18 protein-coding genes are annotated in these 22,964 nt (G+C 61.2%); 10 read left to right on the top strand and 8 right to left on the bottom strand.

Going from position 1 to position 22,964, the window contains the following annotated elements:
* Window positions 1–9 precede the first annotated feature (9 nt).
* Window positions 10–1,536 carry a 2,3-bisphosphoglycerate-independent phosphoglycerate mutase gene (gpmI, locus tag DLD99_RS01970; RefSeq protein WP_114881097.1) on the bottom strand — a complete coding sequence of 509 codons (1,527 nt, stop codon included), beginning with the start codon at window positions 1,534–1,536 and terminating at the stop codon, window positions 10–12.
* 153 nt (window positions 1,537–1,689) lie between these two features.
* On the opposite strand from gpmI, the gene DLD99_RS01975 reads away from it, so the two are divergent.
* Genes DLD99_RS01975 through secB form a run of 3 tightly spaced genes read left to right on the top strand, consistent with a single transcriptional unit; the run spans window position 1,690 to window position 2,898 of the window.
* Window positions 1,690–2,103 (top strand): rhodanese-like domain-containing protein, encoded by a 414-nt coding sequence (locus DLD99_RS01975; RefSeq protein ID WP_085712774.1) that lies wholly within the window; start codon window positions 1,690–1,692, stop codon window positions 2,101–2,103.
* A 1-nt stretch (window position 2,104) separates the two neighbouring features.
* On the top strand, window positions 2,105–2,359 hold the full coding sequence (gene grxC / locus DLD99_RS01980; RefSeq protein WP_085712775.1) for a glutaredoxin 3: 255 nt from the start codon (window positions 2,105–2,107) through the stop codon (window positions 2,357–2,359).
* Window positions 2,360–2,412: 53 nt separating this feature from the next.
* A complete protein-coding gene (gene secB, locus DLD99_RS01985) occupies window positions 2,413–2,898 on the top strand; it encodes a protein-export chaperone SecB (protein WP_085712776.1) in 486 nt (161 codons plus the stop codon).
* A gap of 61 nt (window positions 2,899–2,959) precedes the next feature.
* Here secB and DLD99_RS01990 read toward each other — a convergent pair whose 3' ends face one another.
* Window positions 2,960–3,415, bottom strand: coding sequence for a tRNA (cytidine(34)-2'-O)-methyltransferase (locus DLD99_RS01990; RefSeq protein WP_114881098.1), 456 nt, complete (start codon window positions 3,413–3,415; stop codon window positions 2,960–2,962).
* Here DLD99_RS01990 and DLD99_RS01995 point away from each other — a divergent pair.
* Window positions 3,414–3,854 (top strand): hypothetical protein, encoded by a 441-nt coding sequence (locus DLD99_RS01995; RefSeq protein ID WP_114881099.1) that lies wholly within the window; start codon window positions 3,414–3,416, stop codon window positions 3,852–3,854. The genes DLD99_RS01990 and DLD99_RS01995 overlap by 2 nt on opposite strands.
* Before the next feature lie 410 nt (window positions 3,855–4,264).
* On the opposite strand, the gene ntrC is transcribed toward DLD99_RS01995, so the two are convergent.
* From ntrC to glnA, 5 genes are all read right to left on the bottom strand, one after another.
* A complete protein-coding gene (ntrC, locus tag DLD99_RS02000; RefSeq protein WP_085712778.1) occupies window positions 4,265–5,701 on the bottom strand; it encodes a nitrogen regulation protein NR(I) in 1,437 nt (478 codons plus the stop codon).
* Complete coding sequence (gene glnL / locus DLD99_RS02005; RefSeq protein ID WP_085712779.1) at window positions 5,698–6,783, bottom strand: nitrogen regulation protein NR(II); 1,086 nt, start codon at window positions 6,781–6,783, stop codon at window positions 5,698–5,700. The genes ntrC and glnL overlap by 4 nt, the downstream gene beginning before the upstream one ends.
* A 231-nt stretch (window positions 6,784–7,014) precedes the next feature.
* Window positions 7,015–7,638, bottom strand: a complete 624-nt coding sequence (locus DLD99_RS02010; RefSeq protein ID WP_114881100.1) for a DUF4124 domain-containing protein — start codon at window positions 7,636–7,638, stop codon at window positions 7,015–7,017.
* Window positions 7,635–8,144, bottom strand: coding sequence for a DUF4124 domain-containing protein (locus DLD99_RS02015; protein ID WP_114881101.1), 510 nt, complete (start codon window positions 8,142–8,144; stop codon window positions 7,635–7,637). Before DLD99_RS02015 ends, DLD99_RS02010 begins: the two co-directional genes overlap by 4 nt.
* 144 nt (window positions 8,145–8,288) lie before the next feature.
* Window positions 8,289–9,695, bottom strand: a complete 1,407-nt coding sequence (gene glnA, locus DLD99_RS02020; protein ID WP_085712782.1) for a glutamate--ammonia ligase — start codon at window positions 9,693–9,695, stop codon at window positions 8,289–8,291.
* A gap of 328 nt (window positions 9,696–10,023) precedes the next feature.
* On the opposite strand from glnA, the gene thiI reads away from it, so the two are divergent.
* Window positions 10,024–11,478, top strand: coding sequence for a tRNA uracil 4-sulfurtransferase ThiI (gene thiI, locus DLD99_RS02030; protein ID WP_085712783.1), 1,455 nt, complete (start codon window positions 10,024–10,026; stop codon window positions 11,476–11,478).
* A gap of 139 nt (window positions 11,479–11,617) precedes the next feature.
* Window positions 11,618–13,438, top strand: coding sequence for a translational GTPase TypA (typA, locus tag DLD99_RS02035; protein ID WP_085712784.1), 1,821 nt, complete (start codon window positions 11,618–11,620; stop codon window positions 13,436–13,438).
* Window positions 13,439–13,552: 114 nt separating this feature from the next.
* On the opposite strand, the gene DLD99_RS02040 is transcribed toward typA, so the two are convergent.
* Window positions 13,553–13,990 (bottom strand): YkgJ family cysteine cluster protein, encoded by a 438-nt coding sequence (locus tag DLD99_RS02040; protein ID WP_007961740.1) that lies wholly within the window; start codon window positions 13,988–13,990, stop codon window positions 13,553–13,555.
* A 258-nt stretch (window positions 13,991–14,248) separates the two neighbouring features.
* Between DLD99_RS02040 and DLD99_RS02045 the strand changes: the two genes are divergently transcribed.
* The 4 genes from DLD99_RS02045 (at window position 14,249) to DLD99_RS02060 (ending at window position 22,962) form a co-directional block, all read left to right on the top strand.
* Window positions 14,249–16,699 (top strand): glycogen/starch/alpha-glucan phosphorylase, encoded by a 2,451-nt coding sequence (locus DLD99_RS02045; protein WP_114881102.1) that lies wholly within the window; start codon window positions 14,249–14,251, stop codon window positions 16,697–16,699.
* Window positions 16,700–16,801: 102 nt separating this feature from the next.
* Complete coding sequence (locus DLD99_RS02050; protein WP_114881103.1) at window positions 16,802–20,398, top strand: DUF2339 domain-containing protein; 3,597 nt, start codon at window positions 16,802–16,804, stop codon at window positions 20,396–20,398.
* Window positions 20,395–21,756 carry a DUF3999 domain-containing protein gene (locus DLD99_RS02055; RefSeq protein ID WP_114881104.1) on the top strand — a complete coding sequence of 454 codons (1,362 nt, stop codon included), beginning with the start codon at window positions 20,395–20,397 and terminating at the stop codon, window positions 21,754–21,756. The genes DLD99_RS02050 and DLD99_RS02055 overlap by 4 nt, the downstream gene beginning before the upstream one ends.
* A gap of 195 nt (window positions 21,757–21,951) precedes the next feature.
* Entirely contained in the window at window positions 21,952–22,962 is a 1,011-nt protein-coding gene (locus DLD99_RS02060; protein WP_065261556.1) for a class 1 fructose-bisphosphatase, read from the top strand.
* The last annotated feature ends 2 nt before the right edge of the window (window positions 22,963–22,964 follow it).

A 22,964-nucleotide genomic window follows, 5' to 3' on the forward strand; every position in this document is an offset into this window, starting at 1 on the left:
TTTTTAATATCAGACCAGAATCGAAGTGCCAGTCATTTCCGCCGGTTTTTCCAGACCCAGCAGCTTGAGCATCGTCGGCGCCACGTCCGCCAGTACGCCGCCTTCACGGACCTTGAGGTCGCGTTTGCCGACATAGATGAACGGCACCGGCTCGGTAGTGTGCGCGGTGTGCGCCTGGCCGGTGGCTTCGTCAGCCATTTGCTCGACGTTACCGTGGTCGGCGGTGATCAGGGCTTCGCCGCCAACCTTTTCCAGGGCTTCGACGATGCGGCCTACGCAGGTGTCCAGGCATTCCACGGCTTTCACCGCTGCCTCGAACACGCCGCTGTGGCCGACCATGTCGCCGTTGGCGTAGTTGACCACGATCACGTCGTAGCGCTGATTCTCGATGGCCTCGACGATGCGGTCGGTGACTTCAGGCGCACTCATTTCCGGCTGCAGGTCGTAGGTGGCGACTTTCGGCGACGGGATCAGGATGCGTTCTTCGCCCGGGAACGGCTCTTCGCGGCCGCCGGAGAAGAAGAAGGTCACGTGGGCGTATTTTTCGGTTTCGGCGATGCGCAGCTGGGTCTTGCCGTTTTTCGCCAGGTAGTCGCCGAGCACGTTTTCCAGGCTGCCCGGCGCGAAGGCTGCGGGGGCCGGGATGCTGGCGGCGTACTGGGTCAGGCCGACGTACTGCACTTTTGGCTGGCGTGCACGCTCGAATTCCTTGAAGCCGTCTTCGACAAACACACGGCTCAGTTCGCGGGCACGGTCGGCGCGGAAGTTCATGAACACCACGGCGTCGCCGTCTTCGACCTTCACCGGTTCGCCAATGCTGGTGGCCTTGACGAACTCGTCGCTTTCGCCACGGGCATAAGCGGCTTCCAGGCCTTCCTGGGCAGTGGCGGCGTTGAATTCGCCCTTGCCATCAACGATCAGGTTGTAGGCCTGAGACACGCGATCCCAACGGTTGTCGCGGTCCATGGCGTAGTAGCGGCCGATGAGGCTGGCGATGCGGCCCTTGCCGAGGGCCTGGAAAGTTGCGTCGAGCAGTTCGATCGACGACGCGGCGCTTTTCGGCGGCGTGTCACGGCCATCGAGGAAGGCGTGCAAGTAGATTTTTTCGGCGCCACGCTTGAAGGCCAGTTCGGCCATGGCGATCAGATGGTCCTGGTGGCTGTGAACGCCGCCGTCCGACAACAGGCCCATGAAATGCACGGCCTTGCCGGCGGCCACGGCTTTATCCACAGCGGCGCAGATGGTCGGGTTCTCGAAGAACTCACCGTCGCGGATCGCCTTGGTCACGCGCGTGAAGTCCTGATACACCACGCGGCCGGCGCCGAGGTTCATGTGACCGACTTCGGAGTTGCCCATCTGGCCGTCCGGCAGGCCGACGTCCATGCCGCTGCCCGAGATCAGGCCGTTCGGCACGGTGGCCCACAGGCGATCCAGCACAGGCTTTTTGGCCGCGAAGACGGCGTTGGATTCGGGGCTGTCGCTGTGACCGAAGCCGTCGAGAATCATCAGGACCAAAGGTTTAGGCGTGGTAGTCATGGAATCCACTCGTGGCTAATAAAGAAGAGGGCGATGGAAAAGGGAGTTGGAGTTTAAAGCGAAGTTCCTGCGGCGTCACCGCCGGACGGGGTTTGGCCGACCATAGTGGCTGTGTATACTGGCCGACATTTTAACGCCCTGGAACCTCCTTCGATGGTTGCTCACCTGATTGAATTTGCCACTAACCACTACATTCTTGTCGGTATCTTCGTCGTACTGCTGGCTTTGCTGCTGGCGCATACGGTGCAGGGCGGCGGTAAAAGCCTGAGCACGGGCGAGCTGACCGCACTGGTCAACAAGGAAGCCGGTGTGGTGGTGGACATCCGTCCGAGCAAGGAATACGCCGCCGGTCACATCGTTGGCGCGGTGAACATTCCCCAGGACAAACTGGCCGCCCGCATCGGCGAGCTGGAAAAGCACAAGGCCAAGACCATCATTCTGGTCGACGCCCTGGGCCAGACTGCCGGCACCCACGCCCGCGAGCTGATGAAATCCGGCTTCACCGCCGCCAAGCTGTCCGGCGGGATCTCCAGCTGGAAAGGCGACAACCTGCCGCTGGTGAAGTGATATGAGCGAAGTCATCGTCTACTCCAGCGATTACTGCCCTTACTGCTCGCGCGCCAAGTACCTGCTCGCGAACAAAGGCGTGGCCTTCGAAGAGATCAAGGTCGATGGCAAGCCGCAAGTGCGCGCCGCCATGGCCCAGAAGGCAGGACGCACGTCCGTGCCGCAGATCTGGATCGGCGACACCCACGTCGGCGGATGTGACGATTTGTACGCCCTGGAGCGCGCCGGCAAGCTCGACGCGCTGCTCAAGGCCTGAACTGCTGCACCTCACCAAGAACCCAAAAGACCCAAGATCAGAAAGGATCTGAGATGACTGACCAACAGAACACTGCAGCCAGCGAAGAAGAAACCGCACCGCAATTCTCCTTGCAGCGCATCTACGTTCGCGACCTGTCCTTCGAAGCGCCGAAAAGCCCGGCGATCTTTCGCCAGCAGTGGGACCCGACCGTCGGTCTGGATCTGAACACCCGTCAGAAAGCGCTGGAAGGCGATTTCTACGAAGTCGTGCTGACCCTGTCCGTGACCGTGAAAAACGGTGAAGAAGTCGCCTTCATCGCTGAAGTGCAACAGGCCGGTATCTTCCTGATCAAGAACCTGGACGCGGCTTCGATGAGCCACACTCTGGGTGCGTTCTGCCCGAACATCCTGTTCCCGTACGCTCGCGAAACCCTGGACAGCCTGGTGACCCGCGGTTCGTTCCCGGCCCTGATGCTGGCCCCGGTGAACTTCGACGCCCTGTACGCGCAAGAGCTGCAGCGCATGCAGGAAGCCGGCGAGACTCCGACCGTTCAGTAAGCGGTCGATGCAACAACGAAAAAAGCGCCGTTACAGGCGCTTTTTTCATGGGCGGTGATCGTTACTTGAAGCCGTTCTGCCGCCACGCTTCGTACACGGCCACTGCCACGGTGTTGGACAGGTTCAGGCTGCGGCAGCCCTCGCGCATCGGCAGGCGCAGGCGCTGTTCGGCGGGCAGCGCGTCCAGCACTTCCGGCGGCAGGCCACGGCTTTCCGGGCCGAAGATGAAGGCATCGCCCGGGACGAACGCGGCATCGTGAAACGGTCGCGAACCTTTGGTGGTGAAGGCGAACAGCCTTGGATGCCCAAGGCTTTCCAGGCAGCTGGCGAGGTCGGCGTGGCGTTGCAGCGTGGCGTACTCGTGGTAGTCGAGGCCGGCACGACGCAGGCGCTTGTCGTCCATTTCGAAGCCTAGCGGTTCGATCAAATGCAGGTGGCAGCCGCTGTTGGCGCACAGCCTGATAACGTTACCGGTGTTCGGTGGAATTTCCGGTTGAAAAAGGATGACGTGAAACATGCACGGCTCCGAAGGTAAAGATGACGCGCATTCTACGCCGCCAGCCGACCCGCGTTCGAAACTATTCCCGCGAGTCATGGCTTCGCTGGCGATTTTCGGCCTGATGGTCGGGATGATGATCGGCCGTTTGACCACGCCTGACCCGAGCGTCCTGCAGCAGGTCGAGGTGATCGATGGCGGTCTGGCGGTCTGGTTCAACAATGAGCCGAAGCTGCATGGCGAAATCGTCGATGGCACGCTCGCCCTGTTGTTTCAGGCCGAGGGCAAGGCACAAAAGGGCCAGCTGAAGCTCAACGGCAAGGACGTGAACTGGCGGACTCGGTTGAGTGACGGTGGGTTGCTGCTGACGGTGCTGGCGGCGCGGCCGCTGCAAGGGGAGTGGGCCGGCCAGGCGGTCGATGACCGCTGGCGGCTGGAGATCCGTCTCCGGGAGCAATAAAAGAGGGAATCCCCGGCCTGCCTGTACCAAGGTTCCCGAAACGGGCGGGCTCATCGCACGGCGTGCTGAGCCGGTGTAAAGAAGGAACCCCTGACCTGCCTGTATCAAGGGCCCCAAAAGGGTGGACTCGTCGAGTCCGGTGTAAAGAGGGGAATCCCCGGCCTGCCTGTACCAAGGCCCCCGAAAGGGTGGGTGAATCGAATCACCTGAAAGGGTTGTTGCAGGGGGCGTGCCAGTTTTTATCGTTTTGAAACAAAAAAGCCCGACATAATGACGAAGGCCCCGTAATACGGGGCCTTCGTCTTTTCGCTAGATGGTTTTTTCAGCGTGTTGCGATACAAGGTTGAGTCAGCAACCGTGCCCGATTACGGGTCACGGTGCCTTGCGGCGGTGCAGGCCGGCACTGAATCTCAGCCTTCATCACCCTCGTCGTCATCCCCGCCATCGACCTTCATGCCGAGCTCCTTGATCTTGCGGGTCAAGGTGTTGCGGCCCCAGCCCAGCAGCACCGCAGCGTCACGACGACGCCCGGCTGTGTGCTTCAACGCCGTCTCGATCATGATCCGCTCGAACGCCGGCACCGCGCTGTCGAGCAGGCTCGACTGGCCACGTGCCAAGGCCTGGTCGGCCCACTGGCGCAGTGCCTGTTCCCAGTTGGTCACCGGTGCAGAATCCTGCGGCAGGCTCAGCAGTTCCGGCGGCAGGTCGCCGATGTGCACTTCACGCCCGGACGCCATCACCGTGATCCAGCGGCAGGTGTTTTCCAGCTGCCGGACGTTGCCCGGCCATGGCAGGTTCTTCAGGTATTCCTCGGTCTCGCTTTTCAGCAACTTCGGCTCCACCGCCAGTTCTTGCGCGGCGCGGCTGAGGAAGTGCTTGGCGAGGGTCGGGATGTCTTCGCGACGGTCCGACAGGCGCGGGATGTGGATGCGGATCACGTTGAGGCGGTGGAACAAATCCTCACGGAATTTCCCGGCGTGAACCAGGGTTTCCAGATTCTGGTGAGTCGCCGCGATGATCCGCACATCGACCTTGACCGGCACGTGCCCGCCAACGCGATAGAACTCGCCGTCGGCCAGCACCCGCAGCAGTCGGGTCTGGGTATCTGCCGGCATGTCGCCGATTTCATCGAGGAACAGCGTGCCGCCATCGGCCTGTTCGAAACGCCCGCGTCGCAGGTTGGCTGCGCCGGTGAACGCGCCTTTCTCGTGGCCGAACAGCTCGGATTCCATCAGGTCCTTCGGGATCGCCGCCATGTTCAGCGCAATGAACGGCGAGGCCGCCCGTGGGCTGTGGCGGTGCAGGGCGTGAGCCACCAGTTCTTTACCGGTACCGGATTCGCCGTTGATCAACACCGTGATGTTGGAGTGGCTCAGGCGCCCGATGGCGCGAAACACTTCCTGCATCGCCGGCGCTTCGCCGATGATTTCCGGGGTGCGGGTCAGGGCCGGCACCACTTCCAGGCCTTGCTGCTCCTGGGCGTGCTGGTTGGCGCGCTTGACCAGCGACACCGCTTCGTCGACGTCGAACGGCTTGGGCAGGTATTCGAACGCGCCGCCCTGATAGGAGGCGACAGCGCTGTCCAGATCGGAGTGTGCGGTCATGATGATGACCGGCAGTCGTGGGTGCTGCTCGCGAATCCGCGCCAGAAGATCCAGACCGCTGGCACCCGGCATGCGGATGTCGGAGATGATCACGTCCGGCTGCTGGCGGGCCAGGCGGCTCATCACGCCATCGGCACTGTCGAAGCTCTGGGTGGTCATGCCTTCCTGTTGCAGGGCTTTTTCCAGGACCCAGCGGATAGAACGGTCGTCATCGACGATCCACACGGTTTCACTACGGCTCATGTCGATGTGGCTCCTTGTTCCAGTGGCAGAAAGATCGAGAAGGTGGTGTGGCCTGGATGGCTGTCACACTCGATCAGGCCCTGATGCTGGCTGATGATGTTCTGGGTGATGGCCAGGCCGAGTCCGGTACCGTCCGGACGTCCGCTGACCATGGGAAAGAAAATGGTTTCCTGGAGTTCCGCCGGAATCCCCGGGCCGTTGTCGATGATCTCGATCTTGGTCACCAGACGATGGCGGATATGGCCGATGGTGAACTGGCGCATGGCGCGGGTGCGCAGGCTGATGCGGCCCAGGCGCAACTCGTTCTGACTGCTGATGGCCTGCATTGCGTTGCGCACGATGTTCAGCACGGCCTGAATCATTTGCTCGCGGTCGATCAGCACGTCCGGAATGCTCGGGTCGTAATCGCGCACCAGGGTGATGCAACCCTGGCTTTCGGCCTCGACCAGCTGGCAGACGCGCTCCAGCACTTCGTGGACGTTGCACAGGGCCAATGACGGCAGTTTGTTCGAGCCCAGCATGCGGTCGACCAGATTGCGCAGGCGGTCGGCCTCTTCGATGATCACGTTGGTGTAGTCGCGCAGGCTGTCTTCCGGCAGTTCCCGGGCCAGCAATTGCGCGGCGCCACGGATGCCGCCCAGCGGATTCTTGATCTCGTGGGCGAGGCCGCGCACCAGCATCTTGCTGGTTTCCTGCTTGGACAGTTGCGCCTCTTCCTTGGTGATCCGCAGCAAGCGATCGCGTGGGTGAACCTCCAGCAACAACAGGGTCGCGCCGCTGCTCAGGATCGGTGTCACCGCGTAGTCCACGGTCAGGGTCTGGCCGGTGAGGGCGGTGAGCATCGCTTCGCGCTTGGTGAACGGGTGCGCCTGTTCCACCGCCTGGCGCAACGAATTGAGCGCCTCGGTGGATTCGGTGAACAGCTCGCTGATGAACTGGCCATGGCTGCGCTGACCGCTGATGGCCAGCAGCATCTCCGCCGCCGGGTTCATGTACTCAAGGCGCAATTCGGCGTCGAGCAGGATGGTGGCGGTGGTCAGGTTGTCGAGCAGCAATCGGTGGAGTGCGTCGCTTATGGTCATCAGGACCTCTTTTGGAGCAAGGCGTGCGCGAGAAACGAAGCGCCGGTGCGAGGAAAATGCAAAAACCAAACCAAGGCTCCGAAAAGAAGCGTTCATCCCCTGAAACGGGCGTTTGACGCTCGTTTGCGTGGCGATCAGCCGGCCCTGGCGGGTACTTTCGAACCAAAATGGGTTGGATTGTGAGTGCGGTGCAGACTGTTGCACCAATATAGTGCGCAAAGCTGAACGGCGTTAGAAGAAACGCAGGAAGGGGTTTTTCGGTTCGACAGGTTTGTCTTTCAGCGGGCATTCCGGGCGCACACCGTAGTCGTCGGTAGTGCAGGGTTTGACTTGGCGTTTCTGCGCCAGCGAAATGCGCTGCATATGGAACGGCTGATTGGCCGTGCGTTCGACGATGCGGTCCTGCGCATCAAGGATCTCCACCGACAGGTTATGGCTGCCGCGATCAATATTGCTCAGCGGGAACACCGGGCTCAATCCGGGTTCGCCGGTGGGCTGGCCGTCCAGCAACAGGCGATAGCGATGACCTTTTTGCAGTCCGGGTTCGCTGGTGATGCTGACGATCAATTCGCCGGCGCTGCTGCGAATGGTCGCGTCCGGCTCGGGAACCAGCACTCGCAGCATGTCGTAGCGGAACAGCGGTTGCTCCGGTGATTTTTTCGCCGTGGTGATGGGCGCCGCCCCGGTCGGGTTCGAGGCCATGCGATTGCTGGTGGCCAGCGGTACACGCTTGGCGTTGCCGCGTGGCTGGTCGGTGTAGACCCGATTGCCCTGCGAATCGACATACGTAAAGACCTCGGCGGATGCGCCAAGCGCAAACAGAGCCAGACACAAGGCAATCAATCCGCGAGTCATGGCTTGTGCACCCGCTGTACGGTGAACACCACTGACGGACTCTGTTGAATGACCGCTTCGCCATCGATCACCTGAACCGCCAGCCGATGCTCGCCCCGGTCGACGTTCACCAGTTGCAGGATCGGCACGTTGCTCGGCTGACCATAAGGCGCGTCGTCCAGCAGCAGGCGCAATTGGTGCGGCGGTTGCAGGCGCGGCTTGATCAGCACGTTGACGGTGAACGTGCCGTTGTTGGCGCGCAGGGCTTCTTCGGTGGGCAGGCCGGTCAGTTCCAGCACTTCATAGGCATTTCGTGCCGGCGCCCGACTGGCCGTGTCTGAGGGTGGCGCGCTCGGTGCCTGAGGCTGGACGCTGTTGAGCGGCGGCAACTCCACCGGCTGCGCCTTAACGCCGTCCGGCGAATGATCGCTGTACACCGTGTTGCCGTTGGCGTCGGTGTACTTGTAGATCTGCGCAGCGGCGGGCAGGGCGATCAGCAGCAGGATGTAGAGAAAGGTACGACCCATGAAATCGACCGGAAACGAAAACGATGGGTTGCAGCATAGGCCAGTCAGGCGGGGATGGCTCGGACGGTAAACATCCGGCCAATAAAAAAGGCCTCCCGAAGGAGGCCTCTCTTTTGTCACGCCGCGTAGCGCAGCGCTACCGGATCAGCAGCTGTAGTACAGCTCATATTCCAGTGGGTGTACGAAGGTGCGGACCTTGATTTCTTCTTCGGATTTCAGCGCGATGTAGGCATCGATGAAGTCGTCGGAGAACACGCCGCCCTTGGTCAGGAACGCGCGGCCCTTGTCCAGCTCTTCCAGCGCTTCTTTCAGGCTGCCGCAAACTTGCGGGATCTCTTTCGCCTCTTCAGGCGGCAGGTCGTACAGGTTTTTGTCAGCCGCATCGCCTGGGTGGATCTTGTTCTGGATACCGTCCAGACCAGCCATCAGCAGTGCTGCGAAAGCCAGGTACGGGTTGGCAGCCGGATCCGGGAAACGTGCTTCGATACGACGGCCGCGTGGGCTGTTGACGTAAGGAATACGGATCGAGGCGGAACGGTTGCGAGCCGAGTAGGCCAGCATCACCGGAGCTTCGAAGCCTGGCACCAGACGCTTGTAGGAGTTGGTGGCCGGGTTGGTGAAGCCGTTCAGGGCCTTACCGTGCTTGATGATACCGCCGATGAAGTACAGGGCGGTTTCGGACAGGCCGGCATAACCTTCACCAGCGAAGGTGTTCTTGCCATCTTTGGCGATGGACATGTGAACGTGCATACCCGAACCGTTATCGCCGTACAGAGGCTTCGGCATGAAGGTCGCGGTGCGGCCATAGGCATCGGCCACGTTGTGTACAACGTATTTCAGAGTCTGAACTTCGTCAGCTTTCTTCACCAGGGTGTTGAACTTGACACCAATTTCGTTTTGACCGGCAGTTGCCACTTCGTGGTGGTGAACTTCAACGGTCTGACCCATTTCTTCCAGTGCGTTGCACATGGCGGTACGGATTTCGTGGTCGTGGTCGAACGGCGGAACCGGGAAGTAGCCGCCTTTTACGCCTGGACGGTGGCCCTTGTTGCCGCCTTCCACGTCCTGGTCGGACATCCACGAGCCTTGCTCGGAGTAGATCTTGAACATCGAACCGGAGATGTCGGACTTGAACTTCACTTCGTCGAAGATGAAGAACTCAGGCTCTGGACCGGCGAATACGGTGTCGCCGATACCGGTGGTCTTCAGGTATTCCTCGGCGCGGTGGGCGATGGCGCGCGGGTCGCGATCGTAACCTTGCATGGTCGAAGGTTCGATGATGTCGCAGACCAGGATCAGGGTCGGCTCTTCGGTGAACGGGTCCAGAACGGCGGTTTCGTCGTCCGGCAGCAGGATCATGTCGGAGGCTTCGATGCCTTTCCAGCCAGCGATGGAGGAACCGTCGAACATCTTGCCAACTTCGAAGAAGTCGTCTTCCAGCGCATCGCGAGCCGGCATGGTCACGTGGTGCTGAGTGCCTTTGGTGTCCGTGAAGCGCAGATCAATCCACTTGACGTCATGATCTTTGATGAGTTGAACCGACTTCGACATAGTGTCCTCCGGGTGGCTTAGGGCTGGTAGTGGATGCCCTTAAATGTTGGTGATGCCGGCGCGAATACTCTGCCAAGGCAACCTGCCTCACAAGGGAGCAAATTGCATGCCAGTGCCCCAGCATGGGTTTTTTGCCCCAAATTCACGCTTATTAAGGTGCGAAACGCATAAAGGCTGAAAATCTCGCCCTTTAATGTAGCGCCATAAGTCGAAAATGACCCGTTTTGGTGCATGCAAAACCTTCTGCACATTAACTGGTTAAACCTTGAGCAATTTCCGCTATAATCCGCGCCCCCCTTTTTCGGCTGGCCCAGCGCGCGCTGTTTTCATGAAACTAATCGTAAAAGTCTTCCCCGAGATCACCATCAAAAGCCGACCTGTCCGGACGAAATTCATCCGCCAGTTGGCCAAGAACATCCGCACCGTGCTCCGCGACCTGGACCCGGCCGTGGTGGTGAACGGTGTGTGGGACAATCTCGAGCTGGAAACCCGCGTGACCGATCCCAAGGCCCTGAAAGAGATGGGCGAGCGCCTGACCTGCATGCCGGGCATCGCGCACTTTCTGCAGATCGACGAGTACCCGCTGGGCGACTTCGACGACATCACCGAGAAGTGCAAGCAGCACTACGGCGATGCACTGGCCGGGAAGATTTTCTCGGTGCGCTGCAAACGTGCGGGCAAGCATGCATTCAGCTCGATGGACGTCGAAAAATACGTCGGCAGCAAGCTGCGCCGTGAGTGTGGTGCTGCCGGTATCGATCTGAAAGCGCCGGAAATCGAAGTCCGCATCGAAGTTCGCGACAAACGGTTGTTTGTCATCCACAGCCAGCACAATGGCATCGGCGGCTACCCGCTCGGTGCGCTGGAGCAGACGCTGGTATTGATGTCCGGCGGCTTTGACTCGACGGTTGCGGCCTACCAGATCATGCGTCGCGGCCTGATGGCGCACTTCTGCTTCTTCAATCTGGGCGGTCGTGCCCACGAATTGGGCGTGATGGAAGTCGCGCATTTCATCTGGAAGAAGTACGGCAGCTCGCAACGCGTGCTATTTGTCAGTGTTCCATTTGAAGAAGTCCTGGGCGAAATTCTCGGCAAGGTCGATAACAGTCATATGGGCGTCGTATTGAAGCGTATGATGTTGCGCGCCTCCTCGGCCATCGCCGAGCGCCTGCACATTGATGCGCTGGTCACCGGCGAGGCGATCTCCCAGGTGTCGAGCCAGACGCTGCCGAACCTGTCGGTGATCGACTGCGTGACCGACAAACTGGTCCTGCGCCCGCTGATCGTCGCCCACAAGCAGGACATCATCGACACGGCCAACGAGATCGGCACCGCCGATTTCGCCCGGCACATGCCGGAGTACTGCGGGGTCATTTCGGTCAATCCGAAGACCGCCGCCAAGCGTGGCCGGGTCGAGCACGAAGAGCAGGAATTCGACATGGCGGTGCTCGAGCGTGCGCTCGCAAACGCCAGACTGGTGCCGATCGATCGGGTGATCGACGAATTGGGCCAGGATTTGCAAATCGAAGAAGTCAGCGAGGCACTGGCCGGCCAGATCGTCATCGACATCCGTCACCCGGATGCCGCCGAGGATGAGCCGCTGGAACTCGAGGGCATAGAAGTACAGACGATGCCGTTCTATGCAGTGAACGCACGTTTCAAGGAACTGGACCCTACTCGCCAGTACCTGCTGTATTGCGACAAAGGCGTGATGAGTCGCCTGCATGCTCACCATTTGCTCAGTGAGGGGCATGCCAATGTGCGCGTTTATCGACCGAGCTAAGTGCCCGGGGCTGTTTGCCTGTGGCCTGCGTCACCGGCCCCCCGACACCGCCGTCAAGCTGTAACGGCCATGCCGGACACTACTGCTAATCGCTGCCAAGACTTGTCAGCAAACCGAATCCTCTGATCGAGATACACAAGTGATCGAAAATCTACGCAACATCGCCATCATTGCCCACGTTGACCATGGTAAGACCACCCTGGTAGACAAACTCCTGCGTCAATCCGGCACCCTGGAGCGCAACGAGCTCAACGACGAGCGCGTGATGGACTCCAACGACCAGGAAAAAGAGCGCGGCATTACCATTCTGGCGAAAAACACCGCCATCAACTGGAACGGCTACCACATCAACATCGTGGACACCCCGGGCCACGCCGACTTCGGCGGCGAAGTTGAACGCGTTATGTCCATGGTTGACTCCGTGCTGCTGCTGGTCGACGCTCAAGACGGCCCTATGCCGCAAACCCGTTTCGTGACCAAGAAGGCTTTCGAAGCCGGCCTGCGTCCGATCGTGGTGATCAACAAGGTTGACCGTCCGGGCGCGCGTCCTGACTGGGTTCTGGACCAGATCTTCGATCTGTTCGACAACCTGGGCGCCACCGAAGAACAACTGGACTTCCAGGTTGTTTACGCTTCGGCCCTGAACGGCATCGCCGGTCTGGACCACACCGCCATGGGCGAAGACATGACCGCGCTGTATCAAGCGGTTGTCGACCACGTTCCAGCGCCAGCTGTTGACCGTGACGGTCCGTTCCAGATGCAGATCTCCGCTCTGGACTACAACAGCTTCCTGGGTGTTATCGGTGTTGGCCGTATCGCTCGTGGTCGCGTCAAGCCGAACACTCCGGTTGTGGCTATCGACGCCAACGGCAAGCGCCGCAACGGCCGTATCCTGAAGCTGATGGGTCACCACGGTCTGCACCGTGTAGACGTTGAAGAAGCAGCGGCCGGCGACATCGTCTGCATCAGCGGTTTCGACGAGCTGTTCATCTCCGACACCCTGTGCGACATCAACACCGTCGAGGCGATGAAGCCTCTGACCGTTGACGAGCCAACCGTTTCCATGACCTTCCAGGTAAACGACTCGCCATTCTGCGGTAAAGAAGGCAAGTTCGTGACCTCCCGTAACATCAAGGATCGTCTGGACAAAGAGCTGCTGTACAACGTTGCACTGCGCGTTGAAGAAGGCGACTCGGCTGACAAGTTCAAGGTATCCGGCCGTGGTGAGCTGCACCTGTCGGTACTGATCGAAACCATGCGTCGCGAAGGCTTCGAGCTGGCCCTGGGCCGTCCTGAAGTGATCATCCGTGAAGTTGACGGCGTGAAGCAGGAACCATTCGAAAACGTTACCATCGACATCCCTGAAGAATCGCAGGGCAAGGTCATGGAAGAGATGGGTCTGCGTAAAGGCGACCTGAGCAACATGGTGCCGGATGGCAAGGGCCGTGTTCGTCTGGAATACAACATCCCTGCTCGCGGTCTGATCGGTTTCCGTAACCAGTTCCTGACCCTGACCAACGGTGCTGGCATCCTGACCTCGATCTTCGATCGTTACGCTCCAGTGAAGTCGGGCCACATGTCCGGCCGTCAGAACGGCGTTCTGGTCTCGGTTGAAACCGGCAAGGCGCTGACCTACTCCCTGGAAACCCTGCAGGCTCGTGGCAAGCTGTTCGTAGAACACGGCCAGGAGATCTACAACGGTCAGATCGTTGGTCAGAACTCCCGCGACAACGACCTGGGTGTGAACCCTACCAAAGGCAAGAAGCTCGACAACATGCGTGCTTCGGGTAAAGACGAAACCATCGCTCTGGTACCACCTGTTCGCTTCACCCTGGAACAGGCTCTGGAATACATCCAGGAAGACGAGCTGTGCGAAGTCACTCCTAAGTCCATCCGTCTTCGCAAGAAGATCCTGGACGAAAGCGAGCGTACCCGCGCTGCCAAGAAAGCCAAGGCGTAATTTAGCCCAGGCTTAAAAAAACGCCCCCGGTCGAGAGACCGGGGGCGTTTTTGTTTGTCTGGGCTTTTTTGATATATCGTTCCCACGCAAAGCGTGGGGACGATCAAGAGCCGATCAGAACTTCTCGATCGACCGCGAATTCTGCACCCGCTCCACTTCCTTCGGCTTGTACGCGCAATACCCCGGCCGCGGGCCGATTTTCGGGTGGTTGCGGCAGGTGTCCGGGCGCTTGTCATAAATGGTGCACAGCCGGCTCTTGCGATCCAGGTAGTAGCAATCATTGTTGCTCATGCGCTGCAGGGTGAATATCCCCGACTTCTGGTTGAAGCGCTCCACCAGACCTTCCTTTTGCAGGCGCTTGGCGATGTTCTTCGGCGGGTCGCCCAGCTCGAACTCGTCGACCACGCCGATGCGCACCAGATCCTTGATCTTGACCTCGACCGGCAGCGTGCAGCAGCTGGAAACGCACGAGCCGCACATCGGGGCCGAATATTTGGCCCAGGTATCGAGACGGTCGATCTCGGCTGCGGCGATCAGGTTGGGCTTCATCATCGGGGTTTACCAGGCGTGTGCATCAGGGCGCGCGATCATACCGGGACTGGTGGATTTTTGAACAACCTTTCGCCAGATTTTTTCTTTCTGTCATCACCGGGGCCGACAATTCGGCACGGCCCCTGCATTCATTCAGGCATTCGCCAAGGTATTGCCGAACGATCCCGCACTCTCAGGAAAAACTGCCGAACCAGAGCCCCCACCGTCGGTCAGACCGTCTAGGCTCTGACAATTCCCCGCTCGCTCGAGGTCCTATCGATGACTCAAGAACCACTAGTTCGCGAAGCAGAGGTGGCCGCATTCCGCGACGCCGTCCTGACCAAACTCACCTATGCGGTGGGCAAAGACCCGGATCACGCCTTCGACCATGACTGGTTCGAAGCCATCGCCCTGGCGGCGCGCGATCACATGGTCGAGCACTGGATGGACCACACCCGGCAGATCTACCGCAAAGGTCAGAAGCGGGTGTATTACCTCTCGCTGGAATTTCTCATCGGCCGTTTGCTGTACGACAGCCTGAGCAACCTCGGTCTGCTCGACGTTGCCCGTGAGGCACTGACCGAACTGGGTGTGGATCTGGAGCGCATCCGCCTGCTGGAGCCTGACGCCGCGCTGGGCAACGGTGGCCTCGGACGGCTGGCAGCGTGCTTCATGGAAAGCATGTCGACCCTCGGCATCGCCGGTCACGGCTACGGCATTCGTTATGAGCACGGACTGTTCCGCCAGGCCATCGTCGATGGCTGGCAGCAGGAGCAGACCGAACACTGGCTGGATTTCGGCAACCCATGGGAGTTCGAGCGGCCGGAGGTCGTCTACACCATCGGCTTCGGTGGCAGCGTCGAGACCGTCACCGATGTCAGCGGCAAGAGCAAACAGGTCTGGCACCCGGCGGAAACCGTGCGGGCGATTGCCTACGACACCCCGGTGGTCGGCTGGCGCGGGGCGAGCGTCAATACCTTGCGTTTGTGGCGCGCCCGGGCGATGGAGGACTTGCACCTGGAACGCTTCAACGCCGGTGACCACCTGGGCGCTGTGGCCGAAGTGGCCCGGGCCGAGAGTATCTCCCGCGTTCTTTATCCGGCAGACAGCACCGAAGCCGGCCAGGAGCTGCGCCTGCGTCAGGAATACTTCTTCGTCGCCGCGTCGCTTCAGGACTTGCTGCGCCGGCATCGCAACATGCACACCTCGGTGCTGACCCTTGGCGATCACGCGTCAATCCAGCTCAACGACACGCACCCCTCGATCGCCGTCGCCGAACTGATGCGTCTCCTGGTGGATGTCTACGACGTGGCGTGGGATGCGGCGTGGCAAGTCACCGTCGATACACTCTCGTACACCAACCACACGCTGCTGCCCGAAGCACTGGAAACCTGGCCGGTGGGCCTGATGGAACGCATGCTGCCGCGGCACATGCAGATCATTTATTTGATCAACGCCCAGCACATCGATTCGCTGCGGGCCAAGGGCATCCACGATTTTGACGTGCTGCGCGCGGTGTCGCTGATCGAGGAAGACAACGGCCGCCGAGTGCGCATGGGCAATCTCGCGTTCCTCGGCTCCCACAGCGTCAACGGCGTGTCGGGCCTGCACACACAGCTGATGCGCAAGACCGTGTTCGCCGAACTGCACAAACTTTACCCGGAGCGGATCAACAACAAGACCAACGGCATCACCTTCCGCCGCTGGTTGTACCAGGCCAACTCCGAACTGACCTCGATGCTGGTCGATGCCCTCGGCCCGGATGTGCTGGACAACCCCGAAGAGCGCCTGCTGGACCTTGAACCGTTCGCCGAAAAAGCGGCCTTCCGCAAGGCCTTCGCCGAGCAGCGGCTGCACAGCAAAAAAGCGCTGGCCTACTTGATCCACGAGCGGCTGGGAATCGCGGTCAACCCGGCGGCGATGTTCGACGTGCAGGTCAAAAGGATTCACGAGTACAAGCGTCAGTTGCTCAACCTGATGCACACCGTGGCGTTGTATCAGGCGATTCGTGCCCAGCCGGAAACCGACTGGGTGCCGCGAGTGAAGATCTTCGCCGGCAAGGCGGCGGCCAGTTATCACCAGGCCAAACTCATCATCAAACTGACCAACGACATCGCCCGGGTGGTGAACAACGACCCGACCGTACGCGGGTTGCTCAAGGTGGTTTTCCTGCCCAACTACAACGTCAGTCTGGCGGAGAGCATCATCCCGGCGGCGGATTTGTCGGAGCAGATCTCCACCGCCGGTTTCGAAGCGTCGGGCACCAGCAACATGAAGTTCGGCCTCAACGGCGCGCTGACCATCGGTACCCTCGACGGTGCCAACGTGGAAATGTGCGAGCGCATCGGTGCCGAGCACATGTTAATCTTCGGCTTGAGCGCCCAGCAGGTTGAAGCGCGCAAGCAGAACCACGAGTTCAGCGCGGTGCCGGACATTGCGGCGTCCCATCGTCTCAATGACGTGTTGCAGGCGATCCGCAGCGGCGTGTTTTCACCGGACGACACCTCGCGCTACACCGGGCTGATCGATTCGCTGGTGGACTACGACCGCTTCCTGGTCTGCGCCGACTTCGATTCGTACTGGGAAGCGCAGATGCGCGTCGATGCGCTCTGGCACGACTCCAACAACTGGTGGCGTTCGGCGGTGCTGAACACCGCGCGGATGGGCTGGTTCTCGTCGGACCGGACGATTCGCGAGTACGCCACGGATATCTGGAAGGCACTGGAGTAACTTTTAGCGACAAATGTGCGCCCGGCCCCACGCTTGTTGGGCCAGGCCGATATACTGAGCCCTGATTTCGCCCCGTTCCGGGGCTGCTCAGGGATATCGACCATGCAATGGATGTTCATGTTGATCGGGCTAGTGCTCGGTTGGCTGCTCGACGAGTCGTTCAGTACCGCGCTGTTGGGCGCGCTACTGGGCCTGGTGATTGGCCAGACGATCCGGATCGCCCGGCTCGGCTCGCAGAGTGCCGAGCACAAGACTCAACTTGAACAGGCGAAAGTCGCCTTGCAGGCTGTCGAGCAGCGGCTGTTTCTGCTCGAAGGCGCCGGTGTGCGTACCACGCCGCCCAGTGTCGAGCCGGCCCCTGAGGCCGTTGTCGAACCGGCCGTGGTCGCCGAAGAAGCCCCCGCCAATGCCCCCGAGCTGGTCTGGGAACTGCCGCCCGAACTTGAACCGATCTCCACTGTGGCCAGCGAAGCCAGTCAGCCGCTGCCGGCCGATGCCTGGCGTCTCGACGCCGTAACCCCTGACACTCCCGAACCACAGCAACCTGCCGAACCCCGTGGCCCGAACCTCATCGAGCGCGGCATCAGTGCTGCGCGCAACTGGCTGTTCGGTGGCAACACCGTGCTGCGGGTCGGCGTGGTGCTGTTGTTCTTCGGTCTGGCCTTCCTGCTGCGCTACGCCACCGAAGGCATGGTGGTGCCGATCGAAATGCGTTACGCGGGTGTCGCGGCAGCGGCGTTGGGATTGCTGGCGCTGGGCTGGTGGTTACGCCATCGCAACACGAGCTACGCCTTGATGCTGCAGGGCACCGGGATCGCAGTGTTGTACCTGACGGTGTTTGCGGCGATGCGCCTGCATCCGCTGCTCGATCCGTCCGCCGCGCTGGGATTGCTGGTGGCGGTGACGGTGTTCTCGGCCATTCTGGCCATCACCCAGGATTCCCTGGCCCTGGCCTGCGTTGCTGCGCTTGGCGGGTTTGCCGCGCCGATCCTGACCTCCACCGGCGCCGGCAACCATGTTGCGCTGTTCAGCTATTTTGCATTGCTCAACGCCGGCATCCTGGCCATCGCCTGGTTCAAGGCTTGGCGTCTGCTCAACCTGATTGGCTTTGCCGGCACCTTCGGCATCGGTTTCGCCTGGGGCCTGCGTTCGTATGCGCCGGAATTGCTGTGGAGCACCGAGCCGTTCCTGATTCTGTTCTTCCTGATGTACCTGGCCATCGGCCTGCTGTTCGCCCGGCGCAAGCTGCTGGACATGCCGGACGCCCCGGCAGAGAGCGATCGCGAGGCACTGCTGAATTGGTCGGCGCGCAAGGGTGACTATGTCGACGGCACCATGCTGTTCGGTCCGCCGCTGGTGGGTTTCGGTCTGCAATTCGCGCTGGTGCAGCATCTGGAATTCGCCGCTGCGTTCAGTGCGTTGGCGCTGGGCATGATTTACATGGCGCTCGCCCGGGTATTGATGGGTGGCCGAGCACTGCTGCTGGGCGAGACCTGCCTGGCGCTCGGGGTGATTTTCGCCAGTCTGGCGATTCCGCTGGGGCTGGATGCGCGCTGGACATCTGCAGCCTGGGCAGTGGAGGGCGCGGGGATTTTCTGGCTCGGCTTGCGTCAACATCGCCCGTTCGCCCGGGCCTTTGCGTTGCTGCTGCAACTGGGCTCGGCGCTGGCGTTTCTCAGTCAGTTGCGTGTCGGTGAAGGCAGCCTGCTCGACGGTGCACCGCTGGGCGCATTGATGCTCGGCATCGCATTGCTGTTCAGTTTCTACCAGTTGCGCAAAGCCCCGGAGGAACACACCTCGGCGTGGGAGCGCCAAGGCCTGCCGGTATTGGCGAGTCTCGGTCTGACTTTCCTCTATCTGCTGGCGCCGCTGTTTTTCTTCGTTCAGGCCACGGCCATCAGTTGGGCATTGGCCGGACTGGTGACTTTGTTCGTCGGTTTGCGCCTGCAATCGCGCACGTTCCTGTTCACCGCATTTGCCGTGCAACTGCTGGGCGGGGCGTTGTTCCTGTTGCGCCTGCAAGGGGCGGGTGAGGATACGGCGGCCGTGTTCAGCGCTGGCTGGAGCGGTTTGCTCAGCGCCTCGCTGATCGGTCTGGCACTGATCGCCGGCATGCTGCTGGCGGCACGCGACGAGATGGTGCGCAGCGATGTGCGACTGCTGCGCGGTTTGTCGGTGGTGCTGCTGGCGGGGCTGGTGCTGATCAATCTGGCGGTGTTGTTCGTGCTGCCGTGGCAGACCGCGAGCGCGGTGTGGGCGGCCAGTGGCTTGCTGATCATCTGGCTCAGCCTGTACCTCAAGCAGCGCGTGAGTTTTGTCTTCGGTCTGTTGTTGCAACTGATCGGCGGCGCGGCGTTTTTGCTGGCCGGCCCCGAGTTGCTCGGGCCTTTGTCCAGCGAAGGTCTGCGGCCGCTGGCCCATGGCGGATTCTGGACGCCACTGGTGCTTGGGCTGGCAGCGATGATCGGTGCGTGGCGCCTGCAATTGGGCAATCACGCTTCGGCATTCGATGTGCTGAGTTTGCAGCGGTTGTCCGAAGTGCTGCTGGTGTGGGGTGCCGGTTGGTGGGCATTGGCGTGGGTCAGCGAGGTGCTGCGTTTTGCGCCGCTGAATCTGCAGGCGACGTTGTTGCTGCTGGTCGCCGCGTTGAGTGTCGCGTTGTGGACGCTGTTGGCATTGCGCCTGAAATGGCCGTCGCTCGGGTTGCTCTGCACCTTGCTGATTCCGGCGGCCGGACTGGTGTTGCTCGCTGCGTGGCACTCGCGTTATCACCCGGCGGCCAACTTCGGCTGGCTGGCGTGGGCAGCAGTGTTTGCAGTGCATTTCTTCAGCCTGCGGCGTCTGGCGTCGATGTTGCCGGCGCGGGCCTTGAGCACGGCGCATGTGCTCGGCTGCTGGCTGCTGATCGGCGTGCTGGCGCTGGAGTTGCGCTACGGCCTGCTGCTGTTGTCCGAGCAATACAACGCCTGGCGCTGGCTGGGCTGGGCGATTCTGCCGAGCGTGTATCTGTTGCTGATGGCCGCACCGCGCACCTGGCCGTGGCCGGTGGCAGCGTTCCCTCGCGAGTACCGCTTGTTCGCGGCAGCGCCGCTGGCGGTGTTGATGTTGATCTGGTTCTGGCTGGCGAACGGAGTGAGCGACGGCAACGCCGAACCGCTGCCTTACGTGCCGCTGATCAACCCGCTGGAGCTGGGCCTGTTGATCGCGTTGTTCAGTGTTTATGTCTGGTCGCGCAATGCGGTAACCGAGCTGTCGATCCGCAAGGACTACGCCGTTTACGCCTCGCAACTGATCGCCGGTGTTTCGCTGTTCGCCTTCTGCACGGCGCTGGTGACCCGCGCCGCGCACCATTGGGCGGGGATTCCGTTCGAACTGGACCTGTTGCTCGAATCGATGCTGGTGCAGGCCGGGTTGTCCATCGTCTGGACGCTGATGGCGCTCGGGCTGATGATCGGCGGGCACCTGCGCCATCGCCGCGAAGTATGGCTGATCGGTGCGGCGCTGATTGCGCTGGTGGTGGCGAAACTGATTTTTGTCGAATTGAGCAACCGTGGCGGGCTGGCGCGGATCGTCTCGTTTATCGGCGTCGGCGTGTTGCTGCTGGTGGTGGGCTACTTCGCGCCGCTGCCGCCCAAACGCGTCGAAGCTGCATCGGCGGCGGACAAGCCGGCCCCGGAAACCGAAGGAGTGTCGTCTTGAGTCGCAAGCTTAATCTCGGGTGGCTGTTGCTGGGCGTGGCCATGACGGCCGGCGCCCAGGAAAAACCGGCGGACTTCGCCGCGCAGGTGCCGTTGTCGGTCAGCGGCTCCGGCCCGTGGTATCGCCTCGAACTGCCGCTGAGCGTGCAATTGCAGGCGCGTCAGACCGATCTCAGTGACTTGCGGGTGTTCAACGCCGCCGGTGAACCGCAGGCCTACGCGCTGGCCCGGGAGTCGGCTCAGACCCGTGATGACGGCCACATGAACACGGTGAAGTGGTTCCCGCTGTACAACTCGGCGGATGCCACCGAACGCGCGCCGAGCGTTCGTGTGCAGTCGACCACCACCGGCACGCTGGTGGAAGTGCAGCCCTCCAGTCAGCTGGAAGCGGGCGAGGAAGTGCTGCGCGGTTGGTTGCTCGATGCCAGTGCGATCAAGGCACCGTTGCAGCAACTGATCCTCGACTGGACCAGCGAGCGCGACGGCTTTCAACGTTTCAGCATCGAGGCCAGTGACGACTTGCAGCACTGGCAACCGTGGGGTGAAGGCCAGGTCGCGCGCCTGACTTTTTCCGATGAGCGTATCGAACAGCATGAAGTCGCGTTGCCGGGGCAATCGGCGCGTTATCTGCGTCTGCTGTGGGATTCGCCCAATGCACCAACCCTGACCTCGGCGCAACTGAAAAGCAGCGACCCGCAAAATCTGCCGCTGCCGCTCGTCTGGTCGCCAGCGCTGGCCGGCAGCAGCACCAAGGCCGGGGAATACACCTGGCAGTTGCCGATGGGGCTGAATGTCGAGCGGGTTCAGGTCGAGTTGAAACAACCCAACAGCCTGGCACCGGTGACGCTGGCGGGGCGCCGCGAAACCAGCTTGCCGTGGCAACCGTTGAGCAGCGGCTTGCTCTATCGCCTGACTCAGAATGGCCAGGACGTGGTGCAGAACGAATTGCAGCTCTACGGGCAGACCGTCCAGCAGTTGAAGCTGACAGTCGACGAACGCGGCGGCGGCCTCGGCGAACAGGCGCCGAGCCTCAAGTACGCGGTACGTGCCACCCAGGTGATCTTCCTCGCCCGGGGTGACGGGCCTTACAGCCTGGCGCTGGGCAATCCGACGGTGAGAACGGCGAATTTGCCGCTCTCGACCCTGATCCCTGACTTCAAACCGGAGAAACTGGCCACGCTGGGCAAGGCCATGGTGCAGGGCGATGCAGTCGCGACGCAGACAACGACGGCGACGACAGCAGCTGTCGCCGAGACCAACTGGAAGAAAATCGGATTGTGGGCGGTATTACTGTTGAGTGTGCTGTTTCTGGCCGCGATGGCCTTCAGTCTGCTGCGCAAGCCGCCGGCGAAGTCCTGAATATGACGGGTGTGGCCTCTACACCCGTCGGGTTTCCAACTACGCTGAATCCGATGCCTGAACTCTCCCGGATTCGTCACGTCTGATAGCAGGAATTACACCCGACGCACGTTAGCGGGCGTCATTGCTCGCTACGGTTTCAGACTCCCTGTAAACTGCGCGGGTTTTCAGCCCCCCATTCCACCGGAGCCGTCCATGTCCCGCGTTACCCTGAGTCGCTATTTGATTGAGCAGACCCGCAGCAACAACACTCCTGCCGATCTGCGCTTCCTGATCGAAGTGGTGGCGCGTGCCTGTAAAGAGATCAGCCACGCCGTGTCCAAAGGCGCCCTGGGCGGTGTTCTGGGCAGCATGGGCACGGAAAACGTGCAAGGCGAAGTGCAGAAGAAACTCGACGTGCTGTCGAACGAAATCCTGCTCGAAGCCAACGAGTGGGGCGGTCACCTGGCCGGCATGGCGTCCGAAGAAATGGACAACGCCTACCAGATCCCGGGCAAATACCCGAAAGGCGCCTACCTGCTGGTATTCGACCCGCTGGACGGTTCGTCGAACATCGACATCAACGCCCCGGTCGGCACCATCTTCTCGGTACTGCGTTGCCCGAACGAATACCTGAGCCAGAACGAAGCCCTGAACGAAAAGGCCTTCCTGCAGCCAGGCACCCAGCAGGTTGCGGCCGGTTACGCGATCTATGGTCCGCAGACCATGCTGATCCTGACCCTGGGCAACGGCGTGAAGGGCTTCACCCTGGACCGCGAAATGGGCAGCTTCGTCCTGACCCACGAAGACATCACCATTCCTGAAAGCACCCAGGAATTTGCGATCAACATGTCCAACCAGCGTCACTGGGAAGCCCCGGTACAGCGCTACGTTTCGGAACTGCTGGCCGGTGAAGAAGGCCCGCTGAAAAAGAACTACAACATGCGTTGGGTCGCGGCGATGGTTGCCGACGTGCACCGCATCCTGACCCGTGGCGGTCTGTTCATGTACCCGCGCGACAGCCGCGAGCCGTCCAAGCCAGGCAAACTGCGCCTGATGTACGAAGCCAACCCGATGTCGTTCCTGGTGGAACAGGCAGGCGGCGCTTCCACCGACGGTCACCAGCGCATTCTCGACATCCAGCCTGAAGGCCTGCACCAGCGCGTAGCGGTGTTCCTCGGTTCGAAAGAAGAAGTCGCCCGCGCTACGGCCTACCACAAGGAATAAAC

The sequence above is a fragment of the Pseudomonas kribbensis genome, from assembly GCF_003352185.1.
GTDB classification, from domain to species: domain Bacteria; phylum Pseudomonadota; class Gammaproteobacteria; order Pseudomonadales; family Pseudomonadaceae; genus Aquipseudomonas; species Aquipseudomonas kribbensis.

What these genes read in the sequence shown, in the direction of transcription:
- DLD99_RS02040 (WP_007961740.1), bottom strand. Translation starts at nt 13,990, where the DNA reads ATGATGAAGCCCAACCTGATCGCCGCAGCCGAGATCGACCGTCTCGAT.
- ntrC (WP_085712778.1), bottom strand. Translation starts at nt 5,701, where the DNA reads ATGAGCCGTAGTGAAACCGTGTGGATCGTCGATGACGACCGTTCTATC.
- DLD99_RS02045 (WP_114881102.1), top strand. Translation starts at nt 14,249, where the DNA reads ATGACTCAAGAACCACTAGTTCGCGAAGCAGAGGTGGCCGCATTCCGC.
- DLD99_RS01975 (WP_085712774.1), top strand. Translation starts at nt 1,690, where the DNA reads ATGGTTGCTCACCTGATTGAATTTGCCACTAACCACTACATTCTTGTC.
- gpmI (WP_114881097.1), bottom strand. Translation starts at nt 1,536, where the DNA reads ATGACTACCACGCCTAAACCTTTGGTCCTGATGATTCTCGACGGCTTC.
- DLD99_RS02010 (WP_114881100.1), bottom strand. Translation starts at nt 7,638, where the DNA reads ATGACTCGCGGATTGATTGCCTTGTGTCTGGCTCTGTTTGCGCTTGGC.
- DLD99_RS01990 (WP_114881098.1), bottom strand. Translation starts at nt 3,415, where the DNA reads ATGTTTCACGTCATCCTTTTTCAACCGGAAATTCCACCGAACACCGGT.
- secB (WP_085712776.1), top strand. Translation starts at nt 2,413, where the DNA reads ATGACTGACCAACAGAACACTGCAGCCAGCGAAGAAGAAACCGCACCG.
- DLD99_RS01995 (WP_114881099.1), top strand. Translation starts at nt 3,414, where the DNA reads ATGCACGGCTCCGAAGGTAAAGATGACGCGCATTCTACGCCGCCAGCC.
- thiI (WP_085712783.1), top strand. Translation starts at nt 10,024, where the DNA reads ATGAAACTAATCGTAAAAGTCTTCCCCGAGATCACCATCAAAAGCCGA.
- DLD99_RS02050 (WP_114881103.1), top strand. Translation starts at nt 16,802, where the DNA reads ATGCAATGGATGTTCATGTTGATCGGGCTAGTGCTCGGTTGGCTGCTC.
- DLD99_RS02015 (WP_114881101.1), bottom strand. Translation starts at nt 8,144, where the DNA reads ATGGGTCGTACCTTTCTCTACATCCTGCTGCTGATCGCCCTGCCCGCC.
- DLD99_RS02060 (WP_065261556.1), top strand. Translation starts at nt 21,952, where the DNA reads ATGTCCCGCGTTACCCTGAGTCGCTATTTGATTGAGCAGACCCGCAGC.
- grxC (WP_085712775.1), top strand. Translation starts at nt 2,105, where the DNA reads ATGAGCGAAGTCATCGTCTACTCCAGCGATTACTGCCCTTACTGCTCG.
- glnL (WP_085712779.1), bottom strand. Translation starts at nt 6,783, where the DNA reads ATGACCATAAGCGACGCACTCCACCGATTGCTGCTCGACAACCTGACC.
- glnA (WP_085712782.1), bottom strand. Translation starts at nt 9,695, where the DNA reads ATGTCGAAGTCGGTTCAACTCATCAAAGATCATGACGTCAAGTGGATT.